Consider the following 11948-nt stretch of genomic DNA (forward strand, 5'->3'; position numbering starts at 1 on the left):
CGTCAGTGGTGGTGGTTCAGCTCGTGTAGGCCTCCACCTCCCAGAGCGAGTGCCCGTATCCGGTGCCCCGGGCGGTGCCGTTGATCCGCAGGTAGCGGCCGTTGGCACCGAGTGCGGTGTGCTCGTCCACCCCACCGTCTGCGCCGGTCACCGCTTTCACGGTGGTCCAGGTGGTGCCGTCGTTCGAGGTCTGGATCTGGTACGCGCTGCTGTACGCCGCCTCCCAGCTCAGCTTGACCCGACCGATCGCGGTGGGACTGCCGAGGTCGACGCGGATCCACTGCGGGTCGGAGAACGTACTCGACCAGCGGGTGGTGAGGCTGCCGTCGACCGCCTGGGCGCCGGTCACATCGGCGCCCTCGTTGCTGGAGGTCGACGTGGGCTTGTTGAGCAGCAGGTTGCCGCCGGTCGGGCCGCCGGTGCCGCCGTACACCTCGAACTCGAACAGCGAGTAGCCCCAGGCGGTACCCCGGGTGGTGCCGAGGAGCCGGATGTACCGGCCGGACCCACTGAGCCCGGTCAGATCGTCCACCCCGCCGTCGCCGCCGGTCACCGTACGGATCGTGGTGAAGTTGACCCCGTCCGGCGAGGTCTGGATCTGGTAACCGCTGCCGTACGCCGCCTCCCAGGTCAGCTTGACCCGGTTGACCGAGTACGTGGCACCGAGGTCCACGTCGATCCACTGCGGGTCACTGAACGCACTGCCCCAGCGGGTTCCGGCCACGCCGTCGAACGCGTTGGCCGCGACGAACGCGCCCTCGAAGCTGGACGCCCGCGCCGGCTTGCCCCGGGCCAGGTTGGTGCCCGGCTCGGGATCGGGGTCCGGGTCCGGCCCGGGTCCGCCGGGGCTGGTGGAGAGGGTGAACTCGTCGATGTCGAAGTACGGGCCGGTGCCCTTGAAGACCAGGAACAACATCCGGGTGCCGGTCGGGGCGGTGACCCCGCCGGTGACCGTGGCGAAGTTGGCGTACCCGCCGGTGGGAACCACGGTGGCCGAGCCGACCAGCGGCCCGGTGGGTGAGTCGACCCGCAACTCCAACGTGCCGCCACCGCCGGCCGGCGCGCCGACCCGGGCGCTGAAGGACTGCACGCCGGTCAGGTTGTAGGGGCGGAACGAGATCCAGTCGTTGTTGTCGACGTAGCCGACCGCCGCGCCGCCGTGCCCCGCCGCCCCGGCGACGATCTGGATGCCGGACGAGTCACCGAAGTGCTCGGCCTGGCGTACCCGCGGTTGCAGCACCGCCTGGGTGTGCGTGGTCAGCGGCGGTTGGCCGCCGCCACCAAGGTCGGTGTACTCGGCGTCGATGATGCCGAAGATGTTCGCCGCCGTGTCGTGCTCGCCGTCGGCCGACGTCTGGATGACCCCGGTGCAGCCCTGCACGCTGCCGAGCTGGTGGCCGTGCGAGTCGTGGCCGAGGACGTAGTTCACCTTGACGCGGGCACAGTTGATCGCGCCGTCCTGGGCGTCGGTGACGGTGACGGAGAACGGCACCGCGTCCCCGAAGGTGAAGGTCTGCCCGTTCAACGGGGTGTTCACGGTGACCACCGGGGCGCTGTTGCCGACCGTGACGACCACGCTCGCGGTGGCCGTCTTGCCGGTGGTGTCCCGGACGGTGAGCGTCGGGCTGCGGGTCCCGTTGGTGGTGTACGTGAAGCTCGGGTTCGCCGCCGTCGAGTCGGTGCTGCCGTTGTTGTCGAAGTCCCAGGCGTAGGTGAACGGATCACCGTCCGGGTCGAGGGTGCCGGCCGAGGAGAAGGCCACGGTCAGCGGCGCGGTGCCGCTGGTCGGGGTTGCCGACACCTTCGCGACGGGTGCTCTGCCCTCGCGGGCGTACTCGATGCGGTAGAGCGCCGAGTTGGCGTCGCCGTTGAACCAGCCGGTGCCGTAGTCGAGCACGTAGAGCGCCCCGTCCGGCCCGAACTCCATGTCCATGACCTGGGTGCCGGTCCACGGGAACGGGTTGATCTTCAGCGGCTGGCCGGTCGAGTCGAGCTTGATGTTCTTGATCCAGCGGCGACCGAACTCACCGGCGAAGTAGGTCCCGTCGTAGTACTCGGGGAACGCCACGGGTGAGGTGTTGTTGCGGTCGTACCGGTAGACCGGGCCGCCCATCGGCGACAGACCGCCGCCGGTGAACTCCGGCGGCGAGCCGGAGCCGCCGTACGGCAGCCAGGCCGGGATGGCCGGCGGGAGCTGGGTGATGCCGGTGTTGTTGGGCGAGTTGTTCACCGGCCCGCCCGCACAGTTGAACTTCGCCCCGGACGGTCCGGACGGGAAGGTGTAGTCGTTGTACGCGTCGTTGCGGGCGGTGCAGTAGGGCCAGCCGTAGAAGCCGGGCCGGTCGATCCGGGCGAACTCGACGTTGCCCGCCGGGCCGCGGTTCGGGTCGGCGGTGCCCGCGTCGGGGCCGTAGTCGCCGAGGTAGACGATGCCGGTGGCCTTGTCCACACTCATCCGGAACGGGTTGCGGAAGCCCATCGCGTAGATCTCCGGGCGGGTCCGCGCGGTGCCCGGGGCGAACATGTTGCCGGCTGGGATGGTGTAGCCACCGGCCGCGCTCGGCTTGATCCGGAGCACCTTGCCCCGCAGGTCGTTGCTGTTGGCCGAGGTGCGCTGCGCGTCGAACGCCGGGTTGCGCCCGGCGCGCTCGTCGATCGGCGTGAAGCCGGCCGAGTCGAACGGGTTGGTGTCGTCGCCGGTGGACAGGTAGAGGTTGCCCGCCGCGTCGAAGTCCATGTCACCGCCGACGTGGCAGCACATGCCCCGACTGGTCGGCACGTTGAGGATCAGCGTCTCGCTGGCCAGGTTGATGGTGTTGTCCGCGTTGACGGTGAACCGGGCCAGCCGGTTGACGCCGTCCCAGACGGCGAAGTCGGCCGGGGTACCGGTGGCCGGGGCGCCGCCACCCGGTGTGCTCAGTGGTGGGGCGTAGAACGCGTACACCCAGCGGTTGGTGGCGAAGTTGGGGTCGGCCTTGATGCCCTGCAGGCCCTCCTCGTCGCCGGTGTAGACCGGCAGGGTGGCGGCGATCTTGGTGTTGCCGTTGGCGTCGGTGTGCCGGATCACGCCGTTGCGGGAGGTGTGCAGCACGCCCCGGTCGGGCAGGACGGTGAGGCTCATCGGCTCACCGGTCTCGGCCGCGCCCTTGGCCAGCTCCACCTGTTGGAAGCTGCTGTTGACGGTGCCCCCGCAGTCGGCATCGACCTCTCCGGCCGCGGTCCTGATGCCGCCGAGCAGATGCTGGCGGAAGTTCGCCTCGCTGTACGACGCGTCGGTGTGGCCCAGACCCGTGTACCAGGCTCGGCCGCCGGAGTAGTTCTGGCACCAGGAGATCGGGTGGTCGGCGCCCATGCTGCCGCCGGTGTAGGTGGTCTCGTCCAGGGTGGCCAGCACGTGCACGTTGCCCCGGGGGTTGGTCCGGTAGTTGTACAGCTCGTCGAAGCGGCTCCACCGCTGCGGCAGCGTCGCGGTGGACGGGTGCACCTGGTCGGCGACCTTGACGGTGACGGTCTGCTCGGCGGGGTGCGAGGCGAAGTACGCCCCGACCAGCCCGCCGTACCAGGGCCAGTCGTACTCGGTGTCGGAGGCGGAGTGCACGCCGACGTAGCCGCCGCCGCCGGTGATGTAGCGCTCGAACGCGGCCTGTTGGGCGGCGTTGAGCACGTCGCCGGTGGTGGACAGCCAGATCACGGCGGCGAACCGGTCGAGGTTGGCGTCGGTGAACTGGGCGGCGTCCTCGGTGGCCTCGACGGTGAAGCCGTTGGCCGCGCCGAGCTGCTGGATGGCGGCGATGCCGGGCGTGATCGATCCGTGCCGGAATCCGGCGGTCTTGCTGAAGACCAGCACGGTGAACGGTGCGGCGCTGGCCGTGGGTGGCGCGGCGACGATGCCGCCCGCCACGAGGATCGTGCTCAGCGCGATGCCGAGCCACGATCTCAGGGATCTGCGCACAGTGGGGTCCTTTCGCGGTGCGGGGACGGCGTGCGCCGATCACGCCAGGCGGTGGTGGGACGAGACATGTGAATGCATCGTTGCGTCCCGATCACGGGCGCGTCAAGCACTTCCCCACCATCCGTGAGAGCGTTATCTCCGCAGGTCAAGGACGACTGTGCAACACAAGATCGAATAACGGTTTTCGGGTCGCGATCCGCGCGTGGAGGGCCCCGGAGCGGTCGGGACCCCTCCACGCGGTCGTCCACTCGCGCTCAGCGCGAGTAGTACTCGACGACGAGCTGCTCGTCGCAGACGACCGGAACCTCCGACCGCAGCGGAAGCCGGACCAGGCGAGCGGTCAGGCCGGACAGAGTGACGTCGAGATAGGGAGCGGGACGTTCCGGAGCGTGCGCCCCGGCCGCCGCGACGACGAAGGGAGCCTTGCCTCGGCTGCCTTCCGCCACGGCGATGACGTCACCGGGTTGCAACCGCGCGGACGGCCGGTCCACGCGGCGGCCATTCACCGTGACGTGCTGGTGCGTGACGACCTGGCGCGCCTGGTAGATGGTGCGGGCAAGACCGGCGCGCAGCACCAGGGCGTCCAACCGACTCTCCAGCTCGACGATCAGCTCCTCGCCGGTCTTCCCCGGCCGGCGCACGGCGCGGTCGAACGCGCGCCGCAACTGCCCCTCGTGCAGGTCGTACTGCGCCTTGAGCCGCTGCTTCTCCAGCAGCCGGACCTTGTAGTCGCTGGTGGTGCGTCGAGCCCGGCCGTGCTGCCCCGGAGGGAACGGACGGCGTTCGAAGTAGCGCACACATTTCGGGGTCAGCGCGATGCCCAGGGCACGGGAGCGCTTGACCTTGGGACGGGTCTGATTCATCCTTCACCTCTCAAGTAAGGTAAGCCTAACCTTATTAGGAGATGATCGCCTTGAGCAAGCCCTCGACCAGCACGGCGGACTCCACCGACGACGCGGCCGCGCGACTCCGGTCGATGCTCGTCGCAGCCGATTCCCTCACCCTGCGCATCCCGGGCATCGAGGCGTACGTCGCCGGACGGCACGCCGTGTCGAGCGACGGGCGGTTGCGGATGGAACTACCGGCCAGGAGCCACCTGACCGACCACCTCACGCAACACCGGGAGACGGTGGCGATGGTCGAGGTGACCGACTTGGCGCCCACCCCGGTGCGCAACCGGGTCCGCGGGCGCGGCACTCTCACCGGCTGGCTGGCGATTGAGCCCGCCACGACCGAGAGTGATCAGGGACTGGTCGCGGTCCTCGACCTCGCCACCGCCGAGTTGACTGTCGACGGACGCACCACAGGCGTCGACCCGGACGCGTTCGCCGCCGCCCGGCCCGACCCACTGGCCGCCGCCGAGGCCGACCTGCTCTGCCACCTCGACCACCACCACCCGCAGACCGTCGAACGGCTGTGCCGCCTGGTACCCGCCCGGCAACTGCAGGGCGTCCGCCAGGTCCGGCCGGTGCGACTGGACCGCCACGGCGTCGTGCTCCGGTTGGAGCTGGCCAGGGGTGACCGTGACGTCCGGCTGAGCTTCGGTGCACCCCTTCGGCATCCGGACCAACTCGGGGCCGAGATCAAGGCGCTGCTTCACCAGGCGCACGGCTGTCGGACCCGACGTGTGCACTGAATGACCGAAGACGATCGTTGCGGTTAGGCAAGCCTGGCCTATGCAAAATACCTGCAAAAGGGGCAGCCGCTGGGGAATTGTCCCGTCGGCGCCGGGTACTGGGATTACCCGGCACCACCGACGAAAGCGAGAGCGCTGATGACTGACATGCTGGAGATGCCGCGGGTCCACGAGTGCACCGTCACCGACTGCGGCTACAACCACGACGGCTGCCACGCGTTCGCCATCACCATCGGGCAGGAGAACGCCAACTGCGCGACGTTCATCGACACGTCGGCCAAGGGCGGGCTGGACCGGGTCATCGCCCAGGTCGGGGCCTGTAAGCGCAGCGACTGCCAGCACAACGCCGAGCTGGAGTGCCACGCGCCGTCCATCCGGGTGGGCCCGGGGCAGGACATCGCCGACTGCCAGACGTACCAACCGCGCTGAGCGAGCAGACGGGGGCGGCCGGGACGGCTGCCCCCGGCCGCGTCTGAGCTCAGCGACCGCCCGCGACCAGCTCGGCGATCATTCCCTCGCAGCTTCGGACGACGACCTGCGCCCCGCGCCGCTGTGCCAGCGGAAGCAACGGGTCCTCGGCCCGGTCCCGCCACCGCCACTGCGCGTCGGCGGCGACCTCCCAGAGCCGCTGCGCGGTCGCCTCGTGCTCGACACCGAGCCGGGCGGCGAGGCCCACCCCGTTGCCCCCGACCAGCCGCTGCGCCTCGCCGGCCAACTCCACGTCGAACCCGAGCCGGGTGTTGCGCAGCGCCACCAGCAGGCGCAGCTCCCGGAACTCGTGCGCTCCGGCGAGGATCTGCTCGATCGCGCCGACCAGCTCGTCCGAACCCCGGGCAGGCTCGGCCCGCAGCAACGCCTCCACCGCGGCCAGCGCGGAGCGGGCCTTCAGCGCGTCACGGCGGTCGATGAAGCAGCGGGTCACCGACTCGCGCAACTCGGTGAGACCGCTGCGCCGGATCAGCTCGGCGGAGAGCTTGACCCGACTGTCGAAACCACTTCGGACCAGGGTGGCCGCCAGCCGGACACCGAAGATCCCGAACCGGTCCAGCAGCGCGGCGCGCACCTCGGTGTCCAGCCGCACCGGCAACTCGCCCCGGAGGAAGCGATCGGCCGAGATCAGGTGGGCGTCCAGCTCCGCGCGGGGCACGCGGGCCAGGGCCGCGAGCGCCGCGAAGTCCGACTCGCCGAGCATCCTGCCCGCCAGCCCGAGCATCCCACTGCACGCCACCACGTTGACGCTGAGCGCGCTCACCCGCGGATCGCGGTACTGCCGTCGAGCGAGTTGGCGGGCGGTGAGCAGACCGTCGATCCGGCCTCCCCCGGTCTCGTCCGCCCGGGACAGCACCATGATCACGTTGACCGGGGCGGCCTGTCCGACGGCGCCGTCCCGGGCCGCCTCCAGCACCCGCAGATCACTGTCACGCCCGTCCCGGGTCAGGTACAACACCGCGTCCGAGTCCCGCAGCACCCGCTCCAACAGGGACGCCCGGCCCTGCTCGACGTCACCGTTGACCGCCGGAGTGTCGATCAGCGTGATCTGCCGCAGCGCCCGCGTCGGCCACTGCACGACGATGTCGCGTACGTCGCCGGTGTCCCAGCCGAGATCCACCTTCAGCCCGGTGGCCGACTTCACCACCGCCAGCTCCTGCGGGGGCTGACCGGACGGGTACGCGGTGGCGCGCGGCACCGGGCCGTCCTCGTACCAGGTGAAGACGCCGTCGGCCCGCTCGACCGGTGCGACCTCCTCGCCCATCAGCGCGTTGACCACAGTCGACTTGCCGGATCGCCACGGGCCCGCGACCGCGATGCGCAGTGGTTGCTCCAACCGGGCCACCTGATGCCGCAGCTGCCCCACGACGCGCGGGTCGTCCTGGTAGAGGCCTATGGCCTGGTGCAGCAACCCCCACGCCGCCTCGTCCAGCCGCAGCCCCACCGTCATGCCTGCGGCTCCAACAGCAGCGGGGCGGACCGAGCGCCGGTCAACTGCTGCGCCTGCTCGTAGAGCGCAGCCAGTCGGGTCATCTTCAGCCGGATCTCGCGCTGTCGTTGCTCACGCAGCGAGGCATCGGTGTCGGCCTCCTGCTTCGCACTGCGGAACGACTGGACGATGGCCTCCTGCAACTCCTCGGTCAGCCCCGTGAAGTGGTCGCGCAACATCCGCTGCACCTGGCGTACGGCGTCCCGGCAGTCCCGGGTGATCCGGACGAAGACATCGTCGACGTGGCGCTGGATGCTGGACTTGACGGTCGCCTGGCGACGACGGAGCAACTGCTTGCTCTCGTCGCGGATGCTCTTGCCACCGAAGAGCGCCCCGATGCCGACCGAGACCGGGTTGATCATCGGCATTCCGGCCAGGGTGGTCGCCAGACCGAACATCAGCATGCCACCGTACGAGCCCTTCATGCCGGTGAACAGCTTCTGGCCGGTGGTGAACCTGTCGATCGTCGGCCGTTGCAGCTCCGGCAGCCGCCCGCCGATGTCGTCCGGCATCGACATCGACCAGGGCGGCAGCACGTCGTAGCCGTACCGGTTGAAGTTGGCGGCCACCCGGCGGGCGATCCAGTCGCAGCGCTGGATCAGCCACTCGTGGTTCGCCTCGGCCGCCTCGACGAGGCTCCGCTCCAGCCAGTCCTGAAAGGTGTCCCAGGCGACCAGCGGATCGGCCGTGTCGAACGCCTCGTCCACCGTGCGCAGGATCTCCCGCGTCCGATCGCGAAGGTCGTACTCGATATCGGAGAGCAGGTCGGCGATCTCGTCGTTGAGCGTGTTCTGCCAGCGGGTGGAACACCTGCGCAGCTCGTCGACCTCGCGCTGCGCCGCGTGCAGCCGGGAGATCGGCCCGGACTGCTCCTCGGTCTCCTGGGTCGCCAACTCGGCGCGCAGCGGAGCGGCCAACTGCTCCACCACCGCCCGGGCCACCGTCTGCACCGATGCCCGGGCCAGGTGGTTGGCCTTGCCAGCCAGATCGCGCTGCAGTCGGGCGATCAGCTCGGGAAAGCCGGACTCGGCGTTGAGGCCACGGTCGTCAGCCGCAGCAGCGCGCAGTCGCAGCGCCGCCGAGACCGGGATCAGCGTCGCCGGGACGCCGGCCTCCACCAGGTGTCGCCGGTTGCGTTCGGCGACCGCACGCCAGTCGGCCACCAGGTCGGTCTTGCTCTGCACAACGACCACGTTCGGGTGTGACCGCATGACGTGCAGCACCATGTTCAGCTCGGCGACCGACAGCTCACGGGTGGAATCGGAGACCAGCAGCACGATGTCCGCGCGGGCGGGAGCAGCGACCGACGCGGCACCGCCGACCCCGGCGATCTCGTCGGTGCCGGGAGTGTCCACCAGCACCATCCCGGCACCGAGCAGGGCGCGCGGCACCCCGATCTCGACGTACGCCGGGCCGCCGCCCGCGCGACGACCGACCATTCCGGCCACGCCCGCCGCGACCTGGTTGAGGGCCATCGGCGTTCGCTCGACGGTCGCCGCCTCGGCGGTGCCGGCGGGACGGCCCGAAGCCGGTGGCGGAGCCTGCGCCACCGCTGCGCACGGGGCGTCGGCGTGCCGCACGACGGTCGGCAGGACGGTCGTGCGGCCGTCGCCGACCGGGCAGGCCGGAGCGTTGATGATCGCGTTGATCAGCTGACTCTTGCCCTGGTTCGGTTCGCCGATGACCAGGACGCGCAGCGTCGGGTCCAGCAGCTGGGCGCGCTTCTGCCGCACCGTCTGGAGGAGGTCACCACGACCGTGTGCACTGCACGTGCGGGCGATCTCGTCCAGCACGTCCAACCAGATCCCGGCCATCACCGCACCAAGTGTGCGGATTTCGGCTCAATTATCAAGAGGGACCGGATGGGGAACCGGAGAGGACCGGACCGCCCGAGGCGATCCGGTCCCCCGCTCCGACCGGAGATCCGGGTCAGAGCAGACCGCCGGTGATACCCAGCAGCCCGTGATCGGACGAGGCGTGCGAGTCGCCGCCGAGCACACCATCGGTGGCCCCACCGGTCACGTCACCGACCGTGCCGGTGACACCGGGGAGGATGCTGTCCACCTGGTGCGTCACGCCGCCCACCGCCGACGGCACGTCGAGCGGCGGGACCACGCCGCCGACGACACCGTCGCCGTGCCCGAGGCCCAGCCCGCCCAGGGTGTGGTCGACACCGAGGGAGCTGACGACCCCGCCGATCTGACCGTGGGTGCCGGACAGGACACCATTGGTCAGGTCGCCGCCGATCAGGTTCGAGTCGGTGACACCGAGCAGACCGCTCGGGTCGCCGACGGTGCCGGTGACGTCACCGAGGACCGGGTCCGCGATCGCGTCGACCGGCTGCACCACGTCGGCGTCGAGGGTGTACGCCACATCGGAGACACCGGCCAGGTCGGTGTCGAGCCCGTACGGGCCGACGCCCAGGCCCACCCCCGGCAGCACGGTGATCCCGGCGGCGGCGGCCGACGGGTCGACCGCGATGGCACCGAGCACACCAGCCTTGACATCCACGCCGGTGGGCGAACTCGTGACGCTGATCTGCTGCGCCACGCTCTGCAACTGGCCCACCACGTCGGTGGTGTCGGTGAGCAGCGGGTCCAGGCCGAGCTGCCCGACGGCCGGGGCCAGCGGTCCGAGGCCCTGCCCCGGCGCGTAGTCGACGACCAGCGGCACCACGTCCTGCACGTCCGCCGCGGTGATGTCGGTGAGCCCCGCGCCGCGCAGCGCACCCTCGGGGTCGAGGTCGAAGGCCGACCGCGCGTCGGGGTTCGTCAGCAGGTCGAGCACGAAGTCGTGGAGGGTCTGGTGCGAGTCCATGTGCTGGTTCTCCTCGGATCTGGCGTCGGCGACGTGTCGTACGTCGACAGTGACGCTATGGGCGGGGCCCCTCCCCGGGCATCGGGGCTGAGCCCGAATCCGGGCCGGTTGAACTAGGGGCTTCGCCGCCTCGTACGTTAGGGGGACAGGGGGAAACCGTCCCGGCGAGATTAGGGTCCCGACCAGGGGCTGATCTCTGGTACGAACGTAGGAGCCCGCGGGTTTCGCCGGGGGTGGGTCGTCGGCAGCACCGACGCCTCCGCCACCGGCGGCCACCTCACGGGGGGAGATAGAGACGATGCCGTACGTCCTGGGGATAGACATCGGGAGCACCAACACCGCCGCCGCGATCGCACGCCTGCACGGCACCACCTGGACCCGTCCCGAAGCCGTCCCGCTGCACGTCGACTCCACCCTCGTACCGTCGGTGCTGTGCCTGTCGGAGGACGGGTCGCTGCACGTCGGCGAGCCCGCGACCGACGACGGCAGCCGCACCACGCGCGACTTCGTCCACCGCATCGGCGACGACGTGCCTCTGCTGCTCGGCGGCGAGGCCTGCGCGCCGCAGACGCTCACCGCGGAGTTGGCGGCCTGGGTGGTGGAACGGGTCCACGCCCAGGAGGGGGGCCCGGCCGAGGCGATCGTGCTCAGCCACCCTGCGGGGTGGCGCCCCTACCGGCGGGAGGTGCTGCACCGGGCCCTGTCGGGCTTCGGCCTGCGCAACGTGACGTTGCTGCCCCGCACGGTGACGGTTGCCGAGAGCCACGCGGCCCGCGGGTTCGCGGGCCGCACTGCCGTCGTCTACGCGCTGGGCGGCAACAGCTTCGAGGCGGCGTTGGTGCGCCGCACCCCGCGTGGCACCTACGAGACGTTCGGCACTCCGCAGGGGCTCGACTCGCTCGGCGGGGCCGACTTCGACGAGGCGTTGGCCGAGCACACCCGTACCGCGCTGGCCCGGGAGCTGGCCGCCGGCGCACGCCGCGGCACCCAGGCCGCGTTGCGCGGGCTGCGCGCGGAGTGCGACCGGGTCAAGCGGATGCTGACCGTCGACCTGACGGCCGACGTGGTGCTCGCCCTACCGAACGGCCCGGCCCGGATTCCGGTGACCCGGGCCCAGTTCGAGGAGATGATCCGCCCGACGGTGCAGGTCACCGTCGACCTTCTCCTGCGGGCCGTGCGCAGTGCCGACCTGACGCCGGAGCAGCTCGACGGTGTCCTGCTGGCGGGCGGTTCGACCCGGGTTCCGCTCGTCACCGAGCTGATCGGCGCGGCCCTTCCGGTCCCCGTCGAGGTCGAGCCGGACTCCCAGTTGACCGCCGCCACCGGGGCGGCGCTGGCCGCCTGCCAGGTGGTGTCGCCGCGCACCCGCCGACAGACACCGGTCCGCGACGCGGCCCCGGTCAGCGGCGCCGGACGGGCCACCCTCCCGGCACCCCGCCGCCCTCACCACGACACCACCGTCCCGGGCGATCCGCCACCGCGGCCCCCGGTCCGGGTCCTCCCGCTGGACCTGCCGAAACCGTCCCGCCTGGCGTTGGCGCGCAGCCGGGGACGCGAAGGATGAC

General features: G+C 71.0%; 8 protein-coding genes. 3 read left to right on the forward strand and 5 right to left on the reverse strand.

The window, feature by feature from the left end; all coding sequences use genetic code 11:
- Positions 1-16: 16 nt before the first annotated feature.
- Together ABGB10_RS01970 and rpsD are read right to left on the reverse strand one after the other, a co-directional pair.
- Positions 17-3952: a ThuA domain-containing protein gene (locus ABGB10_RS01970; RefSeq protein WP_347659075.1), complete on the reverse strand. Its 3936-nt coding sequence runs from the start codon at positions 3950-3952 to the stop codon at positions 17-19.
- Between the two features lie 254 nt (positions 3953-4206).
- Entirely contained in the window at positions 4207-4815 is a 609-nt protein-coding gene (rpsD, locus tag ABGB10_RS01975; protein WP_347659076.1) for a 30S ribosomal protein S4, read from the reverse strand.
- 50 nt (positions 4816-4865) lie between these two features.
- Between rpsD and ABGB10_RS01980 the strand changes: the two genes are divergently transcribed.
- Entirely contained in the window at positions 4866-5588 is a 723-nt protein-coding gene (locus ABGB10_RS01980; RefSeq protein WP_347659077.1) for a DUF2470 domain-containing protein, read from the forward strand.
- 138 nt (positions 5589-5726) lie between these two features.
- Positions 5727-6017: a DUF1540 domain-containing protein gene (locus tag ABGB10_RS01985; protein WP_347659078.1), complete on the forward strand. Its 291-nt coding sequence runs from the start codon at positions 5727-5729 to the stop codon at positions 6015-6017.
- Positions 6018-6066: 49 nt separating this feature from the next.
- Here ABGB10_RS01985 and ABGB10_RS01990 read toward each other — a convergent pair whose 3' ends face one another.
- From ABGB10_RS01990 to ABGB10_RS02000, 3 genes are all read right to left on the reverse strand, one after another.
- Positions 6067-7527: a hypothetical protein gene (locus ABGB10_RS01990; protein WP_347659079.1), complete on the reverse strand. Its 1461-nt coding sequence runs from the start codon at positions 7525-7527 to the stop codon at positions 6067-6069.
- Positions 7524-9380, reverse strand: coding sequence for a dynamin family protein (locus ABGB10_RS01995; RefSeq protein ID WP_347659233.1), 1857 nt, complete (start codon positions 9378-9380; stop codon positions 7524-7526). Before ABGB10_RS01995 ends, ABGB10_RS01990 begins: the two co-directional genes overlap by 4 nt.
- Before the next feature lie 115 nt (positions 9381-9495).
- On the reverse strand, positions 9496-10383 hold the full coding sequence (locus ABGB10_RS02000) for an IniB N-terminal domain-containing protein (RefSeq protein WP_347659080.1): 888 nt from the start codon (positions 10381-10383) through the stop codon (positions 9496-9498).
- Between the two features lie 298 nt (positions 10384-10681).
- Between ABGB10_RS02000 and ABGB10_RS02005 the strand changes: the two genes are divergently transcribed.
- Positions 10682-11947, forward strand: a complete 1266-nt coding sequence (locus ABGB10_RS02005; protein WP_347659081.1) for an Hsp70 family protein — start codon at positions 10682-10684, stop codon at positions 11945-11947.
- Position 11948 lies beyond the last annotated feature (1 nt).

This window comes from Micromonospora sp. B9E7, from assembly GCF_039871815.1.
In the GTDB taxonomy this organism is placed as follows: Bacteria; Actinomycetota; Actinomycetes; order Mycobacteriales; family Micromonosporaceae; genus Micromonospora.

Coding starts and splice junctions, on each gene's coding strand:
- rpsD (WP_347659076.1), bottom strand. CDS start 4,815: ATGAATCAGACCCGTCCCAAGGTCAAGCGCTCCCGTGCCCTGGGCATC.
- ABGB10_RS01985 (WP_347659078.1), top strand. CDS start 5,727: ATGACTGACATGCTGGAGATGCCGCGGGTCCACGAGTGCACCGTCACC.
- ABGB10_RS01990 (WP_347659079.1), bottom strand. CDS start 7,527: ATGACGGTGGGGCTGCGGCTGGACGAGGCGGCGTGGGGGTTGCTGCAC.
- ABGB10_RS01995 (WP_347659233.1), bottom strand. CDS start 9,380: ATGGCCGGGATCTGGTTGGACGTGCTGGACGAGATCGCCCGCACGTGC.
- ABGB10_RS02000 (WP_347659080.1), bottom strand. CDS start 10,383: ATGGACTCGCACCAGACCCTCCACGACTTCGTGCTCGACCTGCTGACG.
- ABGB10_RS02005 (WP_347659081.1), top strand. CDS start 10,682: ATGCCGTACGTCCTGGGGATAGACATCGGGAGCACCAACACCGCCGCC.